21 protein-coding genes are annotated in these 19322 nt (G+C 63.8%); 10 read left to right on the top strand and 11 right to left on the bottom strand.

From position 1 onward, the window contains the following. The first annotated feature begins 87 nt into the window (after window positions 1–87). Entirely contained in the window at window positions 88–549 is a 462-nt protein-coding gene (locus tag EJ069_RS01490) for a MaoC family dehydratase (RefSeq protein WP_126059758.1), read from the top strand. After that, window positions 546–1016, top strand: a complete 471-nt coding sequence (locus tag EJ069_RS01485; protein ID WP_126059757.1) for a MaoC family dehydratase — start codon at window positions 546–548, stop codon at window positions 1014–1016. The genes EJ069_RS01490 and EJ069_RS01485 overlap by 4 nt, the downstream gene beginning before the upstream one ends. A 162-nt stretch (window positions 1017–1178) precedes the next feature. On the opposite strand, the gene EJ069_RS01480 is transcribed toward EJ069_RS01485, so the two are convergent. The 5 genes from EJ069_RS01480 to petA form a co-directional block, all read right to left on the bottom strand. Further along, window positions 1179–1724 carry an adenine phosphoribosyltransferase gene (locus EJ069_RS01480; RefSeq protein ID WP_126059756.1) on the bottom strand — a complete coding sequence of 182 codons (546 nt, stop codon included), beginning with the start codon at window positions 1722–1724 and terminating at the stop codon, window positions 1179–1181. Window positions 1725–1915: 191 nt separating this feature from the next. Further along, window positions 1916–2611 (bottom strand): phosphatase PAP2 family protein, encoded by a 696-nt coding sequence (locus tag EJ069_RS01475; RefSeq protein ID WP_126059755.1) that lies wholly within the window; start codon window positions 2609–2611, stop codon window positions 1916–1918. Window positions 2612–2753: 142 nt separating this feature from the next. Beyond that, window positions 2754–3626, bottom strand: coding sequence for a cytochrome c1 (locus tag EJ069_RS01470; RefSeq protein ID WP_042647593.1), 873 nt, complete (start codon window positions 3624–3626; stop codon window positions 2754–2756). A gap of 21 nt (window positions 3627–3647) precedes the next feature. Beyond that, window positions 3648–4949, bottom strand: a complete 1302-nt coding sequence (locus EJ069_RS01465) for a cytochrome b N-terminal domain-containing protein (protein WP_126059754.1) — start codon at window positions 4947–4949, stop codon at window positions 3648–3650. A 16-nt stretch (window positions 4950–4965) separates the two neighbouring features. Next, complete coding sequence (gene petA / locus EJ069_RS01460; protein WP_042647595.1) at window positions 4966–5526, bottom strand: ubiquinol-cytochrome c reductase iron-sulfur subunit; 561 nt, start codon at window positions 5524–5526, stop codon at window positions 4966–4968. 312 nt (window positions 5527–5838) lie between these two features. On the opposite strand from petA, the gene EJ069_RS01455 reads away from it, so the two are divergent. Further along, window positions 5839–6183, top strand: coding sequence for a cupin domain-containing protein (locus tag EJ069_RS01455; RefSeq protein ID WP_042647596.1), 345 nt, complete (start codon window positions 5839–5841; stop codon window positions 6181–6183). A 104-nt stretch (window positions 6184–6287) separates the two neighbouring features. Here EJ069_RS01455 and EJ069_RS01450 read toward each other — a convergent pair whose 3' ends face one another. From EJ069_RS01450 to EJ069_RS01430, 5 genes are all read right to left on the bottom strand, one after another. Then, window positions 6288–6599: a DUF6665 family protein gene (locus tag EJ069_RS01450; protein WP_126059753.1), complete on the bottom strand. Its 312-nt coding sequence runs from the start codon at window positions 6597–6599 to the stop codon at window positions 6288–6290. Window positions 6600–6608: 9 nt separating this feature from the next. Further along, window positions 6609–8492 carry an ABC transporter ATP-binding protein gene (locus EJ069_RS01445; RefSeq protein WP_126059752.1) on the bottom strand — a complete coding sequence of 628 codons (1884 nt, stop codon included), beginning with the start codon at window positions 8490–8492 and terminating at the stop codon, window positions 6609–6611. Then, window positions 8489–10381 (bottom strand): ABC transporter ATP-binding protein, encoded by a 1893-nt coding sequence (locus EJ069_RS01440; protein WP_126059751.1) that lies wholly within the window; start codon window positions 10379–10381, stop codon window positions 8489–8491. Before EJ069_RS01440 ends, EJ069_RS01445 begins: the two co-directional genes overlap by 4 nt. 155 nt (window positions 10382–10536) lie before the next feature. Next, the gene (locus EJ069_RS01435; protein ID WP_126059750.1) at window positions 10537–12411 is read right to left on the bottom strand and encodes an ABC transporter ATP-binding protein; all 1875 of its coding nucleotides are present in this window, start codon (window positions 12409–12411) and stop codon (window positions 10537–10539) included. Between the two features lie 27 nt (window positions 12412–12438). Then, window positions 12439–12855, bottom strand: coding sequence for a hypothetical protein (locus EJ069_RS01430; RefSeq protein ID WP_126059749.1), 417 nt, complete (start codon window positions 12853–12855; stop codon window positions 12439–12441). A 467-nt stretch (window positions 12856–13322) separates the two neighbouring features. Here EJ069_RS01430 and EJ069_RS01425 point away from each other — a divergent pair, with 467 nt between their 5' ends. From EJ069_RS01425 to EJ069_RS01410, 4 genes are all read left to right on the top strand, one after another. Beyond that, window positions 13323–13781, top strand: coding sequence for a tRNA (cytidine(34)-2'-O)-methyltransferase (locus EJ069_RS01425; protein ID WP_126059748.1), 459 nt, complete (start codon window positions 13323–13325; stop codon window positions 13779–13781). A gap of 208 nt (window positions 13782–13989) precedes the next feature. After that, a complete protein-coding gene (gene soxR / locus EJ069_RS01420) occupies window positions 13990–14436 on the top strand; it encodes a redox-sensitive transcriptional activator SoxR (protein ID WP_126059747.1) in 447 nt (148 codons plus the stop codon). A gap of 195 nt (window positions 14437–14631) precedes the next feature. Beyond that, a complete protein-coding gene (locus EJ069_RS01415; RefSeq protein WP_126059746.1) occupies window positions 14632–15480 on the top strand; it encodes a PIG-L family deacetylase in 849 nt (282 codons plus the stop codon). Next, window positions 15477–16775: a glycosyltransferase family 4 protein gene (locus EJ069_RS01410; protein WP_126059745.1), complete on the top strand. Its 1299-nt coding sequence runs from the start codon at window positions 15477–15479 to the stop codon at window positions 16773–16775. Before EJ069_RS01415 ends, EJ069_RS01410 begins: the two co-directional genes overlap by 4 nt. Window positions 16776–16810: 35 nt before the next feature. Here the strand turns inward: EJ069_RS01410 and EJ069_RS01405 are convergent, their stop codons facing one another. Continuing rightward, window positions 16811–17068, bottom strand: a complete 258-nt coding sequence (locus EJ069_RS01405) for a hypothetical protein (protein WP_126059744.1) — start codon at window positions 17066–17068, stop codon at window positions 16811–16813. A gap of 112 nt (window positions 17069–17180) precedes the next feature. Between EJ069_RS01405 and hemF the strand changes: the two genes are divergently transcribed. From hemF to EJ069_RS01390, 3 genes are all read left to right on the top strand, one after another. Next, complete coding sequence (gene hemF / locus EJ069_RS01400; protein WP_126059743.1) at window positions 17181–18095, top strand: oxygen-dependent coproporphyrinogen oxidase; 915 nt, start codon at window positions 17181–17183, stop codon at window positions 18093–18095. 260 nt (window positions 18096–18355) lie between these two features. Further along, the gene (locus EJ069_RS01395; protein ID WP_126059742.1) at window positions 18356–18616 is read left to right on the top strand and encodes a DUF1344 domain-containing protein; all 261 of its coding nucleotides are present in this window, start codon (window positions 18356–18358) and stop codon (window positions 18614–18616) included. A gap of 276 nt (window positions 18617–18892) precedes the next feature. Beyond that, entirely contained in the window at window positions 18893–19078 is a 186-nt protein-coding gene (locus EJ069_RS01390) for a DUF1059 domain-containing protein (protein ID WP_126059741.1), read from the top strand. The last annotated feature ends 244 nt before the right edge of the window (window positions 19079–19322 follow it).

Below are 19322 nucleotides of genomic sequence, written 5' to 3'. Positions count from 1 at the left end.
ACCAGAAATCACTTGACCAAATTGCCTTGGACCTTCATCCGGGAATGCCGATTTGGGGATCACGCATTCGTCAACCGGATTGCCAGCATGACCGGAAAGACCTGGGCCTATGAGGATTTCGTCGAGGGGTCCTCGCTCGACCTCGGCAGCAAGACTGTAAGCGCTGCCGAGATCATCGAATTCGCCTCGGAATTCGATGCCCAGCCGATGCATCTCGACGAGGAAGCCGGCAGGGCGAGCATCCTCGGCGGCCTTTCGGCTTCGGGCTGGCACACCTGCGCGATGTTCATGCGCATGCTGTGCGACGCCTTCCTGCTCGATTCGACGTCTCAAGGGTCGCCCGGCATCGAGCATGTGAAATGGAAGAAGCCGGTTCTGGCCGGCGATACCTTGCGCGGCACGGTCACGATCCTGTCCAAGCGCCAGTCCAAATCGCGGCCTCAGCTCGGCTTGATCACCATGCGCAGCGAACTGGTCAACCAGCGCGGCGAGAGTGTCTTCGAGCTGGAGAACATCGGCATGTTCCTCACCCGCGAGGCCGCGGCATGACCCTCGACGAATTCTTCCTGATCGGCCAGACCGTCACGCTCGGCTCGCACAAATTCGAGGCTGACGAGATCAAGGCGTTCGCCAGGAAATACGATCCGCAGGTCTTCCATGTCGATGAGGAGGCGGCGAAGAAGAGCGTGCTCGGCGGGCTCTGCGCCTCGGGCTGGCACACCGCCGCCACCTGGATGAAATACAACCTCGCAAAGCGCATGGAGACCGAGGGCGTGCGCTGGACCGGCCCCGGCCCGCAGCCCGAATTCGGCCCCTCGCCCGGCTTCCGCAATCTGAAATGGCTGAAGCCGGTCTACGCGGGCGAGACGGTGACCTTCACGCGCACCGCGCTGGCACACCGCCCGCTCGCGGGACGCCCGGGCTGGAACCTGCTCACGCTGCGCTCGGAAGGGTTCGATTCGACCGGCGACAAGGTGATTGAATTCGACAGCGCGGTGCTGGTGAAGGTGGAGTAATGTCTCTTCCTTCTCCCCTTGTGGGAGAAGGTGTCGCCGAAGGCGACGGATGAGGGGTGCTCCAGGGAAAGCCAGCGTCTCACTCCGCTGGAACACCCCTCATCCGTCTCGGCGCTGCGCGCCGATCCACCTTCTACCACAAGGGGAGAAGGGAAAGCCGCGCTAATGCCCCTCGAACCCGATCAGCGTCCTGACCGGCACGCCGAGCGCTTCCAGCTTCTTGCGGCCGCCGAGGTCCGGCAGGTCGATGACGAAACAGGCCGCGACGATGTCGGCGCCGATCTGCCTGAGCAGCCTGACCGCCGCTTCCGCGGTGCCCCCGGTGGCGATCAGGTCGTCGACCACGATCACCTTCTCGCCAGGCGAGACGCCGTCCTTATGCATCTCCATCTCATCCAAGCCGTATTCGAGGCTGTAGGCGACGCGCACCGTTTCGTAAGGCAGCTTGCCCTTCTTGCGGATCGGCACGAAGCCGGCCGAAAGCTGGTGCGCCACGGCGCCGCCGAGGATAAAGCCGCGCGCCTCGATGCCGGCAATCTTGTCGATCTTCAGACCGGCATAGGGATGCACCAGTTCGTCGATGGCACGGCGAAAGGCGCGGGCATCGCCAAGCAGCGTGGTGATGTCGCGAAACAATATGCCGGGCTTTGGGTAATCCGGAATGGTGCGGATGGCCGCAAGCAGCGTGTCTTCGAGGGAGGATTTCATCGAGGCTTTCCGCGTGTCCGGCTGTCGGATTTGGCGTCGGCCATTGCTGCCCGACGCGACCGACAAGGGCTACCGCGATGTCGCGCCAGAGACAAGCACATCCGGCAAAGCATCGGCGCCGACCGGCCTCGGCCGTAACGAAAAGGGCGCCTGCGAAGGCGCCCTTCGAAAAGCAGGCGCTTGCCTGGCAACTACATGCCTAGGTCCGAGCGCAGCTCGGAGCGTGCCACTTCGAACTCGGCCTTGAAATCGGGACGGCTGAGCAGGACCGCCGCAATCACGCTGCCCGAAATCTTGCCCATCTCGATGTCGGACGGGTAGTGGATGCCGCCGACCACACGGTTATGGGCATATTCGGCCGCGCGGGCCATGATCTCGGCGCGCTTTTCCGGCACCATGTCGGACAGGATGATGCCCATCATGGTGCCGACCGTGGCATGGCCAGACGGCCAGGAACCGGAATTGGACAACTTCACCACGGGCTTGACGAGATCGCTGAGCTGATGCGGGCGCGGACGCTTCCAGAGGTCCTTGGCCGGGTCGACGACCGCGCCTTCAGTCGCGACCACGCGATCGAAGAACGCGCTGAACTTCGGCAGCGTCTCCTTGTTGAATTTCGGTCCCATGACATCGGCGAAGCGCCAGACATTCTCTTCGGCATCGGCAATTGCGCGCTTCTCCATTTCGGGCGTCCGCGTCACCTGCAGGGTCAGCACCTCGCCGAGTTCGGCCTTGGTCTCGGCCGAATCGTTGGCGGGCGGCGGCGGCAGGATCATCGTCAGGTCGATGTCCTTGTTGGTGACGAAGGGCTGGGCGTCCTCGGCTTGGACGGCCGGGCTGGCGACAAGAAGCAGCAACACGGCTGCGAGCGGCGCGAATCTTTTCATGGGGACGATCCTTTGCGGTAGGGGCAAGGCAGGATCGCCATGCGCAATGACGGCCATGTGACATGGCCGGATCGACGCGGTTCCGAGATACAAAAAGGGCGCCTTTCGGCGCCCTTGCATTTTTCTGGAAGCCGGCCGCGGCTCAGTGCGCGACGTCGGCCCACACCCTGCGCTTGGTCATGTAGACCAGCGCGCCGAAGAGCAGCAGGAAGATCATGACGCGGAAGCCGGTCTTCTTGCGGTCCTCGAGATGCGGTTCGGCGGCAAACATCAGGAAGGCCGAGACGTCACGGGCATACTGGTCGACGGTCTGCGGCGAGCCGTCGTCATAGGTCACCTGGCCATCCGAGAGCGGCTTCGGCATCTTCAGCGACACGCCGGACAGGAAGTACGGGTTGTAGTGCGTGCCTTCCGGGATCACCATGCCGGCCGGCGGCGTCTGGTCGTAGCCGGTGAGCAGCGAGTGGATATAGTCCGGGCCGCCCTGCGCATATTGCGTGAAGATGTCGAAGATGAAGCGCGGGAAGCCGCGCTCGACGCCGCGCGCCTTGGCGAGCAGCGACATGTCCGGCGGGGCGGCGCCGCCATTGGCGGAAGCCGCGGCCTGCTCGTTCGGGAACGGCGCCGGGAAGTGGTCCGACGGCTTGCCGGGACGGTCGAACATGTCGCCGGCGTCGTTCGGGCCGTCATGGATGGTGTATCCGGCGGCCAGCGTCTTGATCTGCGCTTCCGAATAGCCGAGCCCTTCCAGCGTGCGGAAGGCCACGAGGTTCATCGAGTGGCAGGCCGAGCAGACTTCCTTGTAGACCTTGAGGCCGCGCTGCAGCTGCGCCTTGTCATAGGTGCCGAACGGGCCGGCGAAGCTCCAGCTCATTTCCTTCGGCTCGTTGATCGGGAAATGCGTCGGCGCGGCCGCGTTGTGTTCCTCTTCCGCGGCGATGGCCCCAGCACTTGACATCCAGGTGCCCGCGACCACCAGGCCGAGCAGCGCCAGCGAGGTGAGAATCTTCTTCATACCCAAAATCCCCTCAGATCCTCAGCCTTTGGTTTCCGGCGCGGCGGTCGCGCCTGCCGGATGTCCGCTGCCGCCCTTGTTCTTTTCCAGCACCGCCTCGGTGATCGAGTTCGGCAGCCTGCGCGGCGTCTCGATCAGGCCAAGTACCGGCATGACGATCAGGAAGAAGGCGAAATAGAACAGCGTCGCCATCTGCGCCATGAACACGTAGGCGCCTTCCGCCGGCTGCGAGCCCAGCCATCCAAGCAGGATGGCGTCGGCCACGAACAGCCAGAAGAACAGCTTGTACCATGGACGGTAGACCGCCGAGCGCACCTTGGAGGTGTCGAGCCACGGCACCAGGAACAGCATGGCGATGGCGCCGAACATGCACAGCACGCCGCCGAGCTTGGAGTTGATCGGGCCGATGTTGAAGGTGATGGCGCGCAGGATCGCGTAGAACGGCAGGAAGTACCATTCCGGAACGATGTGGGCTGGCGTCTTCAGCGGGTTGGCGACCGTGTAGTTGTCCGGGTGGCCGAGATAGTTCGGCAGGTAGAAGACGAAATAGGCGAAGAAGAACAGGAACACGATCATGCCAAACGCGTCCTTGATGGTCGCGTAGGGCGTGAAGGCGACGGTGTCGGTCTTCGACTTGACCTCGATGCCGGTCGGGTTCGACTGGCCAACGACATGCAGCGCCCAGATGTGCAGCACCACGACGCCGGCGATCATGAACGGCAACAGGTAATGCAGCGCGAAGAAGCGGTTCAGCGTCGGATCGTCGACCGCGAAGCCGCCGAGCAGCAGCTGCTGGATCCAGTTGCCGACCAGCGGAATGGCGCTGAAGAAGCCGGTGATCACGGTGGCGCCCCAGAAGCTCATCTGTCCCCAGGGCAGCACGTAGCCCATGAAGCCGGTGGCCATCATCAGGAGGTAGATGATGCAGCCGAGGATCCACAGGAGCTCGCGCGGCGCCTTGTAGGAGCCGTAGAACAGGCCGCGGAAGATGTGGATGTAGACGGCGACGAAGAAGAACGAGGCGCCGTTGGAATGGAGATAGCGCAGGAGCCATCCCGAATTCACGTCGCGCATGATCTTCTCGACCGAATCGAAGGCGAGATTGGTGTCGGACGTGTAGTGCATCGCCAGCACGATGCCGGTCAGGATCTGCGAGACCAGCATGATCGACAGGATGCCGCCGAACGTCCACATGTAGTTGAGGTTGCGCGGCACCGGATAGGCGACGAAGCTGTCATAGATAAGCCGCGGCAGCGGCATGCGCGCGTCGAACCAGCGCTCGATACCGGTCTTGGGCGTATAGGTCGAGTGTCCCTCGCTCATCGAAATGTCCCCTGCCTCAACCGATAAGGATCTTGGTATCGGAAATGAACTTGAATACCGGGATCGCCATGTTCTCCGGCGCCGGACCTTTGCGGATGCGGCCGGCGGTGTCGTATTGCGAACCATGGCACGGGCAGAACCAGCCGCCGAAATCGCCTTCCTGGCCGAGCGGGATGCAGCCGAGATGGGTGCAGACCTGTACCATCACCATCCAGGCTTCCTTGCCGGGCGTCGTGCGGTTGGCGTCGGTCGCCGGCGCGTCGGACGGCAGGTTGGCATTGCGCGCGATCGGGTCCTTGAGATCGGCGAGGTTGACGGCCTCGCCGTCCTTCATTTCCTTTTCGGTGCGGTTGCGCACCACCACCGGCTTGCCGCGCCATTTGACGATCAGCGAGCTGCCCGGCTGCAGCGAGGAGACGTCGACCTCGACCGAGGCGAGAGCCAGCGTCGAGGCATCGGGGCGCATCTGGTCGATGAACGGCCACGCGACGGCTCCCGCGCCGACAACGGCCGCCATGCCGGTGGCTACGTAGAGAAAATCGCGACGGTTGGGATCGTGGATGTCGGTTGCGCTCACGGGTGCCTGATCCTTTCGCCTCTTCCTAACCGGAGGCCGAGCCTTGTCCCCGCTCAATCGCACCTGCCCGACAGCGCATGGCGAACAGGCTAGCGAATTCCTCCGGCATTTGGATTTTCGGTTTATGCGTGCGGCCCGTTTTTGTCCAGCGGGGTGAGGCCACAAGGGCAGATTGTCGCGGGGTGCGTAGCGGCAGTGGCTGGCGTGCCGCCGCCATGCTGCCGGGCGGGATGAAAACTGCCAGAAATCCGGGGCGAGATCGGGTCGGTGTTCGCCTCGACATCGGCTCCTGGCCCGGTCTATTCTGTCGCCATGGCGCATGTCATTGAACGCGACAGCTGGGCCGAATCCCCCGACCGCTGGAAGGGCGAGCTGCAATGCGGCCAGTTCGGCGCCAACTCCTGTCTGATCTTCAACTATCAGGAAAGGATCGGCGGCGGCCCGCGCCTGCACAAGCACCCCTATGCGGAGATCTTCGTCATTCGCTCTGGTACCGGCCTGTTCAAGATCGGCGACCAGGAAATCAAGGCCACCGCCGGCCAGATCCTGATCGTGCCCCCCGACACGCCGCACAAATTCACCAATCTCGGCCCCGGTCCGCTCGAAAGCACCGACATCCACGAGAACGGCCACTTCATCACGGAATGGCTGGAATAGCGGTTCAGAGCAATTCCAGGAAAAGTGTGAGCGGTTTTCCGTCCGGAATTGCGTAAAACAAGGAGATAGAGCGGTTCGCCGTTTCCGTGAAACGGTGAACCGCTCTAGCTGGCGCCTAGCCTGACCAGCACGGCCCTCGGGATGTCGTATTCGCGGATCACGGCATCGTGCTTGCGCAGACCGCAAAGCTCGCGCTGGATGAAATAGGCGTGCACGGCCGCGGCCGCTTCCTTGAGCAGCCGGTTGCGGTGCTCGCCCTCCCCCCTCTGGCGCAATCTGGCAAGGGTTTCCTCCACGCGCTGGCCTGCGCGGCCGAGCGCTGCGGCCTTTTCGGCGAGGATTTCGTGGCCGAGCAGGTCGAGCGCGCTTTCCTGAGCGCCTGACCGTCCAAAGTTTGTGGGCATGCGTACCGACATGACGCCGTTCTACTCCGCCGGCCGCGTCTCTTCCAGCGCGCTTTCCTCGTTGAACAGGAAGCCGCCCGACTGCCGTTTCCACAGCCGTGCATAAAGCCCGTCGAGCGCGACCAGCTCGTCATGCGTGCCCTGTTCGACGATGCGCCCGCCGTCGAGCACCACCAGCCGGTCGAGCGCCGCGATGGTGGAGAGCCGGTGCGCGATGGCGATCACGGTCTTGTTTTCCATCAGCCGGGTGAGATTCTCCTGGATCGCCGCTTCGATGTCCGAATCGAGCGCCGAGGTCGCCTCGTCGAGGATGAGGATCGGCGCGTCCTTGAGGAAGACGCGCGCGATGGCGACGCGCTGCCGCTGCCCGCCGGAGAGTTTCACGCCGCGCTCGCCGACATAGGCCTCGTAGCCGGCGCGACCGCGGTTGTCGTGCAGTCTCAGGATAAAGTCATGCGCCTCGGCCTTTTGGGCCGCGGCGATCACCTGCGCGTCGGTGGCGTCCGGCATGCCGAGCTTGATGTTGTCGCGCAGCGAGCGGTGGAACAGCGCCGTGTCCTGGCTGACCACGCCGATATTGCCGCGCAGCGAGTTCTGCGTCACATGCGCGATGTCCTGGCCGTCGATCAGGATCTGGCCGCCTTCAAGGTCGTAGAGGCGCAGGATCAGATTGGCCAAGGTCGTCTTGCCGGCGCCGGACGGGCCGACAAGGCCGACCTTCTCGCCCGGACGCACAACGAGGTCGATGCCGTCGAGCACTCCTGCCCCCTTGCCGTAATGGAAGGTGACGTTGCTGACGTCGATACGACCGCCGGTTACGACCAGTTCCTTTGCATCCGGGGCGTCGGTGAGGCCGAGCGGCTGCGAGATCATCGCCTTGGAATTCTCCAGCACGCCGAGGTTTCTCAAAATGCCGTTGAGCTGCATCATCACTCTTCCAAGCAGCATGTTGAGCCTGAGGACGAGAGAAAGCGTGAAGGCGACAGCGCCGACCGTGATCGAACCCTCGACCCACAGATAGATGGCGAAGCCGGCGATCGCCGTGATCATGACGCCCGACAGCGTCGTCAGCGCCATGCGCACTCCGGTCAGACGGCGCGTGAACGGCCGCAGCGCGTCGAGATAGATGTCGAAACCGTTCCTGATGTAGCGGTCGTCGCCATCCGCCGAGTACAGCTTCAGCGTCTGCACATTGGAGTAGGAATCGACGATCCGGCCGGTGATCATCGACCCGGCCTCGGCCGTCGCCTCGGCATGCTTGCGGATCTGCGGCAGATAGAGTTTGGCCAGCCATCCGAAGACGGCGATCCAGACCACCACCATAACCGCCAGCCTGAGGTCCAGGCCGGCGACCAGCGCCAGCGTCGTCACGGTATAGATGATCATGAACCAGATGACCTCGATGAAGCTTTCCATCAGGTCGCCCGTCGCCTGCCCCGCCTGCCAGACTTTTGTCGCGATGCGGCCGGCGAAATCGTTCTGGAAGAAGGCATAGGACTGGCGCGAGACATGCCGGTGCGCCTGCCAGCGCACCAGATTGTAGAAGCCGGGCGTGATCGTCTGTTCGTCGACCAGCGCCGACAGGCCGACCACGGCGGTGCGGATGACGAGCACCACTGCGCCCATGAACAAGAGCTCAGGTCCGGCCGCGGCCCACAGCGCGTGCCAGCTGCGCTCTCCGGGCAGCTGATCGAGGATGTCGACCAGCCTGCCGACGAAATAGAACAGGCCGGCCTCGACCAGCGGCGCGATGCCGCCGATGATCAGCATGGCGAAGAAGGCGAGCTTCGCCTGTCCGACATAGTGCCAGAGGAAGCCGCCGACGCTGGCGGGCGGCCGCAGATTGGCGGGCTCGCGGAACGGGTAGACCCAGTGCTCGAACCAGCGATAGATGGCCTGCATCATTCGGCGGCTTCACCTTTCGTCGGCGGGGCGTCGGCGACCGGCTTTTCCTCCAGCAGGAAGCCGCCGGACTGGCGGCGCCAGAGCTGGGCATAGAGCCCGCCCTTGGCGATCAGCGCCTCATGCGAGCCGTCCTCGACGATGCGGCCCTTGTCCATGACGACGAGCCGGTCCATCGCCGCGATCGTCGACAGCCGGTGCGCGATGGCGATGACGGTCTTGCCCTGCATGAGCTTGTAGAGGTTCTCCTGGATGGCGGCCTCCACCTCCGAATCGAGCGCGGAGGTCGCCTCGTCGAGGATGAGGATCGGCGCGTCCTTCAGCATAACACGGGCAATGGCGATGCGTTGCCGCTGGCCGCCGGACAGTTTCACGCCGCGCTCGCCGACAAGCGCCTCATAGCCGCTCTGTCCATGGGGATCTGTGAGCCCCGCGATCACCTCGTCGATCTGGGCGGCTTTCGCGGCGCCGACCATCGCCTCGTCGCTGGCCGACTGGCGCCCATATTTGAGGTTCTCGCGAACCGACCGGTGCAAGAGCGAGGTGTCCTGGTTGACGAAGCCAATCGCCGAGCGAACACTCTCCTGCGAGACGTTGCGGATGTCCTGCCCATCGATCAGCACCTTGCCGTCCTGCACGTCGAACAGCCGCAGCACGAGATTGACCAGCGTCGATTTGCCGGCCCCGGAACGGCCGATGAGGCCGACCCGCTCGCCCGGCGCGATCTTCAGCGACAGGTTGTCGATGACGCCGCCTTTGCCGTCCTTGCGCCAATAGTTGAAGTTCACCCGGTCGAACTCGATGCCGCCGGCGGTTACGACGAGGGCCGGCGCGTTGGGCTGGTCCTGCATGACGATCGGCCGCGCGATCGTCGTCATCGAGTTGCTGGCGACGCCGATCTGGCGGAAGACATTGGCGCCGACATCGAGGATCCTGCCGGAAATGTTGGCGATCTGCAGCGCGAACGGTATCGCCGTCGCCACGGCCGCGGTGGTCATCGTCCCGGCGTTCCAGCCGGCGAGCGCCAGCCAGCTCACGGCGATAAGCAGCGCCGCGTTGAGGACGAACAAGGCCGACCACATCAGCGTGAAAACGCGCATCAGTTGGTAGAATGTGTCGGCGTGCTCGACCACCGCCTGCGAGACATATTTGTCTTCGTGCCCGCCGGTCGAGAATGTCTTGAGCGTCAGGATATTGGTGTAGCTGTCGACCATGCGGCCGCTCACCTGCGACCACCGCTCCGACAATTGGGACGAGCGTTGCGTGATCCTGGGCATCGCGGACCAGAAGATCAGGCAATAGAACAACAGCCAGACCGCCACGACCGCCAGCAGAAGCGGGTCGAGCCGGGCCAGCACCACGATGGCGACCGCGACGAACACCAGCGCATACCACACGGCATCGACGGTGAGATTGACGCTCATCTCCACCGAATCGCCGCTCTGCATGACCTTGGTTCCGATGCGGCCGGCAAAGTCGTTCTGGAAGAACGACCAGTCCTGGCGCACGACATGCCAGTGGCTCTGCCAGCGGATGAGGTCGATGAGGTTCGGCGCGATCGCATGGTTGCGGATCAGCGCATCGACGACCATCGACAGCGGACGCAAAAGCACGACGAAGGCCATCAGGACGAGCAGCGGCCCATGCGCGGCGAAGAAATCGCCGGGCCTGGTGCTGGCGAGCAGGCCGACGATCATGCCGACGAAAATCGGCAGCATCGCGTCGATGATTGCCGCTACGGCAACGATGATCATGCGCAGCCGATAGGCGGCGCGAAACTGCCTAATGAAATACCAGTAGAACCGCCAAAGCCCCATTGGCGGCTGCCTGTCGTCGGCCAGCGCCACCGGTGAATAACGGCTTTCGAACCAGGTGAAGATGCGGTCGAACATTTTTGTCTCGTGGAGGCCACAAACCCGCCGGCACCCGATTTGGTCGCCGGCGGGCCTCTATGAGCAGGTCGAGGCAGGGCCTCTGGCCATACCGTGGTTACGCCCGGGATCGATTCCCGGCAATCGCCGTAACCTTGATCCCAATCGCGATCGCGTTACTCCGCCGCTATTTCCGTCGCCTTGGCGTCGGACTCGGCCGGTTCGTCATCGAGCAGGAAGCCGCCTGACTGACGCTGCCAGAGCTGGGCGTAGAGCCCGCCCTTGGCGACGAGTTCCTCATGCGAGCCCTCCTCGATGATGCGGCCCTTGTCCATGACGACGAGCCTGTCCATTGCCGCGATCGTCGACAGCCGGTGCGCGATGGCAATGACGGTCTTGCCCTGCATCAGCTTGTAGAGGTTCTCCTGGATCGCCGCCTCGGCCTCCGAATCGAGCGCCGAGGTCGCCTCGTCGAGGATCAGGATCGGCGCGTCCTTCAGCATGACGCGGGCGATCGCGATGCGCTGCCGCTGGCCGCCGGAGAGTTTGACGCCGCGGTCGCCGACATGGGCATCGAACCCTTTACGCCCATTGTGGTCCGAAAGGCCGCCGATGAAATCGAGCGCCTCCGCCCGCCGCGCCGCCTCGATCAGCATCTCGTCGGTCGCGTCCGGCCGGCCGTAAAGGATGTTCTCCTTCACCGAGCGATGCAGCAGCGAGGTGTCCTGCGTCACCATGCCGATCTGGGCGCGCAGCGAATCCTGCGTCACCGCCGCGATCTCCTGGCCGTCGACGAGGATCCTGCCGCTTTCCAGGTCGTAGAAGCGCAGCAAAAGGTTGACCAGCGTCGACTTGCCGGCGCCGGAGCGGCCGACGATGCCGACCTTCTCGCCGGATTTCACGGTGAGCGACAGGTTCTCGATGACGCCCTTCTGCTTGCCGTAATGGAAGCGGATGTCGTCGAAGCGGATCTCGCCCTGGCTGACGACGATGTCCTTGGCGCCCGGCCTGTCTTCGACCAGGCGCGGCAGCGAGATCGACTGGATGCCGTCCTGCACCGTGCCGATATTCTCGAACAGCCCGGACATCTCCCACATGATCCACTGCGACATGCCCCACATCCGGAGCACCAGGCCGATGACCACGGCGACCGCGCCGATCGTGACCGCCTGGCCGAGCCATAGCCACAGTGAGATTGCCGTCACCGAGAACAAAAGCAGCGAGTTCAGGACGTAGAGCAGACCGTAGAGCACCGTCACCAGCCGCATCGAGCGGTAGACGGTGTCGAGGAAGCTCGCCATGCCTTCTTTGGCGAAGGTCGCCTCGCGGCGCGCGTGGCTGAACAGCTTCACCGTCTGGATGTTGGTGTAGCTGTCGACGACGCGGCCGGTCATGGTCGAGCGCGCATTGGCTTGCTCCTCGCCAACCTTGCCCAGTCTCGGGATGAAAAAGCGCAGGAGACCGATATAGCCGACTAGCCAGACGGCGAGCGGTGCCGCCAGCCGCCAGTCGGCCGAGCCGACGATGAACAGCATGCCGAGGAAATAGACGATGACGTAGTTCAAGACGTCGATCAGCTTGATCACGCATTCGCGCACGGCGAGCGCCGTCTGCATCAGCTTGGTGGCGATGCGGCCGGCGAACTCGTCCTGGTAGAACGCCATCGATTGCTTGAGCAGGTAGCGATGCACCTGCCAGCGGATGCGCATGGGATAATTGCCCATCAGCGTCTGCTGGTTGAGCAGCGAATGCAGCCAGACCGTGCCCGGCAGCGCGAACAGCACGACGAAGGCCATGCCGGCGAGCTTCCAGCTCTCGGTCTGAAGGAAGGTTTCGCGGTTCTGCCCCGACAGCCAGTCGACGATGCGGCCCATGAAGCCGAACATCCACACTTCGGCGATGGAGATCGCCGTCACCAGCACCGCATCGAGGAGGATGTAGGGCCAGGCGCCGCGCGTATAATGCACGCAAAACGCGACCAGCGTCTTCGGCGGCTCGACCGGCTCCGCGGCGGGAAACGGATCGAGCCTCTGTTCAAACCAGCGGAACATTCCAGGCACTCACGATGCTATGCGCGCTTACGCGGCGCGGGATTGATGGGTTAGGCTTTGCGGCCGCGCGGCATTGCGCGCCGGCGATACGGAATCATCCGCATCGCCGGCCTTGCTGCTCGCAATATAGGGTTTCGCCGGCTTTTCGCCGACAGGCTCGCTCGACGATCCTGACGGCGCCGAGCTTCCCGACGAAAAGCCGGAGCCTGCCCGGTTCCTGTCGCCCGGCCGGAACAGACGGATGATCCGGCGCAACAGCGTCGGCCGGCTGTGGTCGGGCACCGCGCGCGAGAAATCGACGTCCGGCAGCATGCCGCGATGCGGCCTGCGCCGCTCCTCGGCATGCACCGCCGACGAATAGGTCTCGCCGATCAGCAGCGCCCAGGTCGCCGCCTTGCGCTCATGCAGGCTTCTTGACCCCGGTATCTTGTAGGGATCGAACATTGGTCCGTCCTCCATATGCAAATGCGTTAAAAAGGGTGATATGGCCTCGATCCCCGGCATTCGACCGAAGGCGCGGATCGAATCGTTGGGGGCCGGACGGCAAGCGTCGATCGGGACGCGGCAAGCGTCGGTCCCGGCACGTTCAGCTGGGGCGCGGCGCCCCTTTGGCAGTTTGAAAAACATCGCAAGATTCCTTCGAAGGCCGAAAACTGGGTTCGGCGGGAATCGGTGCGATGAAGACTTAAAGTGTCAGAAGAATCGTCGTACCGAAACCGCCATTGGGCATAGGAGAGCCCAGGAGAGGCGCTGGATGTGCATGGTCATCATGTGTTCCCCTCCATTCGGTTCGGGTTGACGATGATGGTCCTATACTCGACTTCGCAGAAAATGGCCACCCGACAGGCCAGAAATCGCCGAAAGCGGGAGATGCCTGTGGCCGATCTGCCACTTATTAGCAGGATGCGAAAATGAACGACCGTCTCCGCATCGCGCTCTACCAGCCGGATATCGCCGGCAACACCGGGACCATCCTGCGCTTCGGCGCCTGCCTCGACATCGCCGTCGATATCATCGAGCCGGCCGGCTTCCCGCTCTCCGACCGCGCGCTGAAACGGGCCGGCATGAACTACCTCGAAATGGCGGCGCTCACCCGCCACGCCGACTGGCACGCCTTCGAGGAATGGCGAAACGCGCATGCGCGCCGCCTGGTGCTGCTCACCACCAAGGCCACGGCCGCCTATACCGGCTTTGCTTTCGCCGCCGGCGACATTCTTCTGTTCGGCCGCGAATCCGCCGGCGTGACGGAAGAAGTCCACCAGGCGGCCGACTCGCGACTGACCATCCCGATGCGGCCGGGCGCGCGCAGCATCAATGTCGCGCTGTCGGTCGCCATGGTCGCCGGCGAAGCGCTCCGCCAGATCGGCTAAAGCAATTCCAGGAAAAGTGTGAAACGGTTTTCCGTCGGGTATTGCGTCGAAACAACGAGCCAGCTTTCGCGCCTCCGCGCTATCCCGAACCGCCATCCCTTCCGCCGTCATTCCTGCCCAGGCGCACATCGCCTTCTCCTGCAATTGCCCTATCGATATTTCCTGGCTACAAGCTCAACTTAACTTGAGGTCAAGCAGGAATTTGAGAATGGCTCCGGTAAGGGAATTGACGGTCGGCCAGGTCGCCATGCGCAGCGGCGTCGCGGTATCGGCGCTGCATTTCTACGAGGCGCGCGGGCTGATCCGCAGCCACCGCACGTCCGGCAACCAGCGGCGCTACGGCCGCGACGTGCTGCGCCGCGTGGCGATCATCCGCGTCGCCCAGGAGGTCGGCATCTCGCTTGCCGACATCGCCGCCGCGTTCCAGTCCCTACCCGAAGAGCGCACGCCGACGCGCGAGGACTGGAATGTGCTGTCGACGGCCTGGCGCGACGAGCTCGACCACAAGATCGCCCAGATGAAGAAATTGCGCGACGGCCTGACCGACTGCATCGGCTGCGGCTGCATGTCGATTGACAAATGCCCGCTGAGGAACAAGGAAGATCGGCTGAGCGCCCAAGGGTCGGGAGCAAGACGACTGGTGGTTGCGCGCTGACCCTCCATTTCAGTCGCCTTTCAAGACAGACGGGATGGACGCCTCTCGCCTGGAGACAGGCCATTGCCGCCAGCCTGCGCCAGTCCGCATTTTTGACGGTCTTGCCAAAGATAATCCTTGCAAGACAAGGATTTGGTCTGCAGGAGAAGGCCTTCGACCCTGGATTTCTTTAAAGGCCGAGCGGACCGCACGGGCATGAATTGTAACGCCATCGCGTCCCTTGGCCCGAAGGCCCTGCAGGGCCTGAGCCTGACCGCGCAGGATTTCGCCTCGCGCTGGCGCGCCGCTCCGGCCGGCCTCGCCGAGGCTTCGACGCATGATCTCTATCTTGCGCCTCATTGCGACGATATCTGTTTTTCGCTGGGAGCTTTCGTGCTTCGGCGGCGGAAAGGCATTCAGCTCACCTTGTTCTCGCAGTGCGGCTATGTGGCCCAGCCGGGAGCGGTCGCGGCGCATGACGACGAGCGTATCGCCGCGATCTCCAGCCTGCGCCAGCGCGAAGACCTCGCCTTTGCGGAACAGGTTGGCCTGCGCCTCCGCTTCGGCGGGTTCGACGAGGCGCCGCTGCGCGGGCACGCCCCCTTCGACATCACCGAGGTGGAAGACGATGCGCGGCAGCTTGACGAAGCGGTCGTCGCGGCAATCTTTGCCGCGGCAACGGAACAGCCCAAGGATCGGCGGCCCTGGCTCTTCTGCCCGATGGCCATCGGCGGGCATATCGACCACATGGTAGTCCTCAAGATCGTGTTACGGCACTATAACGCCCTGCGGGCGCGCTGGCGCATCGCCTTCTATGAAGATCTGCACTATGCCTCCGTCCGGCGGACGCGGGCGGCGGGGCTTGCCAGGTTCCAGGGCCTTGCCGCGCAATTGAAGCTCCGGCGCTCGCTTTGGCCCATTGCCGCGGCGGCCGACAAGCTGGCGCTCGTTGCGCTTTATCCGAGCCAGTTCGCGGAACCGCCAAGCTCGATAAAGCCATTCACACCGGCCCAGGGCATCCCGGCCCCGGCGCATGAGGCGCTCTGGAGCACCGAGCCGGCATGACGCGCGCCAACCGGTCCTTGCCGCCGCTGCGCCTTGCGTGGACAGCGCTGGCCAAAAGCTGGTCGAGCAAGATCGACAAATTGCGCCGGCTGGCGGGCCGCCCTGGGCGGGGAACGCCTCTCGCTGCCGCATCCCAAGAGCCGTTTTCCGCCCTGATGCGCTCATCGGGAAATCTTGCCGACTTGCGTCCGCATTTGCTCGTCCTGGTGCCCTGGCTGCCGATCGGCGGCGCCGAGGTGCTGCTGGCTGACATCCTCGACAGCCTCAAAGCGGAATGGCGCCTCAGCATCGTCACCACCGAGACCGGCGACCAGGCGCTGGCGCCGGCATTCGCGGCGATCACTTCCGAAATCTACCATCTGCCTGATCTGCTCGCCCGGCGATATTGGTTCGAATTCGTCGCCGCGCTCATGGCCTCGCGCGATTCCAAGGCGATCCTGTCAAGCGGATCTCGCTTCCTCTACAAGAACCTGAAGCGGATCAAGGCGCGTTTTCCGACCATCCTGAGCTACGACATCCTGCACAATGATGCGCCAAGGGCGCATTTGGCCTCGGCGCTGCGTGCCAGGTTTCACATCGATCGCCTCATCGCGGTGAACGAAAGGATTGGGCGCTCGCTCACCGGTGGCGGCGCTCGCCCCGGGACGGTGGCTATTATTCCCAACGGCGTCGATTACGAAGGCGTCTTCAATCCGCAAGGGGTCGACCGCGCCGCGGCCCGCAGGCGCTTCGGCGTCGAGGAGAACACCTTCGTCATCGGCTTCGTCGGGCGGATGAGCGAGGAAAAACGTCCCCTCGCCTTCCTGGCGGTGGCGGCGCCAATTCTCGCCGCCCATCCTGATGTCCGCCTTCTCGTGCTGGGCGACGGCCCTATGACCAAAGCGTTTCGCGATGCGGCCGATGCCGCCGGCATCTCCGACCGCCTGCATCATTTGCCCCGCCTCGACCGGAAGGCGATGCCGCGATTCTATGCCGCCTGCAGCATCCTCGTGATGCCGTCGCGCATCGAAGGCACACCGCTGGCGATGCTTGAGGCATTGGCGATGGGCTGCCCGGTGGCGACCACCGATGTCGGCGATGCGGCGCTCGTCATCCGCGAAGGCAGCAACGGCTTCATCGTTCCGATCACGGTTCCGGAAGCGCTGACGCCGCGCATTGCCGGGCTGGTCGACAACGCGGCGGCCCTCGAGCGGATGCGCGCTGCCGCTCGGCAGTCGATCATCGACACGGGACGGTCGGCCGACGCGATGCTCGCCGCCTACAGGGCATTGATACGCCCGGAAATGCCCTCGTAACGCCGAAGGCCGTGGCGGCGAAAATGGGCCGCGCTTCAATCGGCCGCTGGCAGACGTCGCATGGTGAATTCGATCACATCGCCTGGGCGTTCGAACCAGCTTTCGATCTCGGTCCAGTAGGCCTGCTTCGGAAAGCGCTCGAACCACTCCTTGGCCTTGAGGCGGGCGGCGGGCCTCGGCAGCACGAAGGTCTCCCGCAGGAAACCGTCGCGCGGCAGGTCTGCGCGCTCGGCGCGCGAGCGCTCCAGCCTCTTCTTCAAGCCATCCAGCGGCGGTCTTGCCGGGGTGCGCACGAAGGAACTCCTTTGCACCTGGATCAGACAGGACTTGACCCTTGTCTTTAACAGATTAGGGATCGCGCGCAGAAAAAACGAGTCATTTGTCGGCCGCGACTGGAGACAGCTTTTGGAACGACCCGAAATACCGGTGGGGTTGCCGGCCGACATCGAGCAGAAGAAGATGAAGGCCCGCCTCTGGTTCGAAGCGCTGCGCGAACGTATCTGCGCCACCTTCGAGCAGCTCGAGCAGGAGCTTCAGGGACCGCTGTCCTCATGGTCGCCCGGCCGTTTCGAGAAGACGCCCTGGGAGCGCGACGAAGGCCGCGGTGGCGGCGGCACCATGTCGATGATGCGCGGCCGCGTCTTCGAGAAGGTCGGCGTGCACACCTCGACCGTCCATGGCGAATTCTCGCCGGAATTCAGGAAGCAGATTCCTGGCGCCGAGGAGGATCCGCGCTTCTGGGCAAGCGGCATCTCGCTGATTGCGCATCCCTGGAACCCCAATGTGCCTGCCGTGCACATGAACACGCGCATGGTCGTCACCACGCGCCAATGGTTTGGCGGCGGCGCCGATCTGACGCCGGTGCTCGACCGCCGCCGCACCCAGGACGACCCCGACACGATTGCCTTCCATCGCGCCATGCAGTTCGCCTGCGAGAAGAACGCCGCGGTCGCCGACTATCCCAAATTCAAGGCCTGGTGCGACGAGTATTTCTTCCTGCCGCACCGCAACGAGCCGCGCGGCATCGGTGGCATCTTCTTCGACTGGCTGCATTCGGGCGAGGACAAGGGCGGCTGGAACGCCGATCTCAATTTCGTCCAGGACGTCGGCCGCTCCTTCCTGGTCGTCTATGCCCATCTGGTTCGTGGCAACTTCAACCAGAACTGGACCGATGGCGAGCGCGACGAACAGCTGATCCGGCGCGGCCGCTACGTCGAATTCAACTTGCTTCACGATCGCGGCACCATCTTCGGCCTGAAGACCGGCGGCAATGTCGCCTCGATCCTGTCCAGCCTGCCGCCCGAGGTAAAATGGCCGTAACGATCCGGTGAGCGCGGCCATGGGCCGCATTGCCGTCCCATTCGCCGAATCTTGGCGGCCAATGTGGCAGGGGCAATGTCTTTTTCGTCTAATATCCATTTGAAAAAATTGAGCTATTTAAAGTCGCCGGGTCGGGAAGCGCCGGCGGCGGAGGTGGCGATCATCGCATCCTATGGCCGTGACTCGACGCGACTTGACGGCCCTGATCAAAGAAGGGGTGCCTGATCCAACGGGCGCCCGCATTTCCAGGAGAGCATGCCATGCGCAAGCTTATCGTGACGGCGGCGACCGCCGCCTTCCTCGCCTCCGGTGGCGCCGCGTTCGCGGCGGTCAAGCACACCACGGGAACCGTGAAGAGCTTTGATGGAACGGCCATGAGCCTGGTTCTGGACAACGGATCGACCTTTACCCTGTCCAAGGCCTTCAAGGATCCCGGCATTCAGGCCGGCGAGAAGGTCCGCGTGTCCTGGGACATGAGCGGCAAGAAGAAGATCGCCGAGGCCGTCAAGATCATGAAGTAACGGCTGGAGCAATTCCAGGAAAGCTGCGCGGCGAGGCATAGCAGGCTCAGGCGGCGCGAAGGGCGGAGAACCAGTGCCCCGCCCTTCGGTTCATGCTTTTGCCGCGCCGACCGCTCTCGGTCCCTTCTTCGTGCAACCGAAAGCGGCGGCATGTGTTATTGATATCCATTCGCGCAATCCTGCGAAAACGCGCATCGGCCTTCGGCGGGATTGCATAAGACAAATGGCTGGAGCGCTCTGGCCGAGCGGCCCCGTCGCGAGGAAAGGAAAATCCCCATGAAGGAATTTCAATGCGGATCGCTGGTTCCCGGCTGTGACTGGCACACGCGCGCCGAGGCAGAAGCGGAGGTCATGCGCCGAGCCGTCGAGCATATGCGTGAAACGCATGGCGAGACCATCATCCGCGAGACGATGATCGAGGCGATCCGCTCGCGCATCCAGAAGGTTCGCGACGCCGCCTGAGCGAGTCTCATCACGGATTTCGAAACGCCAACATGCAGCAGGCGGGACGCCCTTCCGGCGCGTCTCGCTCTGCGTTGCCGATTCCTCTGATCGCCGGCCAATGCCATATTCACGCATATTTCGCGAATTCTTATATTCGTAATAGCGTAGATAACCTCGCGGTAACGGTGCGCGTGCGATTGTCCGGCGAATGATCCGGCCAGAGGCGGCTGCCCGAGGAGCCCTTCGCCATCAAGGCGCTGTC

Source organism: Mesorhizobium sp. M2A.F.Ca.ET.043.05.1.1 (genome assembly GCF_003952445.1).
In the GTDB taxonomy this organism is placed as follows: Bacteria; Pseudomonadota; Alphaproteobacteria; order Rhizobiales; family Rhizobiaceae; genus Mesorhizobium.
Note: the sequence above shows the minus strand (reverse complement) of the source record. Positions and strands in the feature narration are given on the sequence as shown.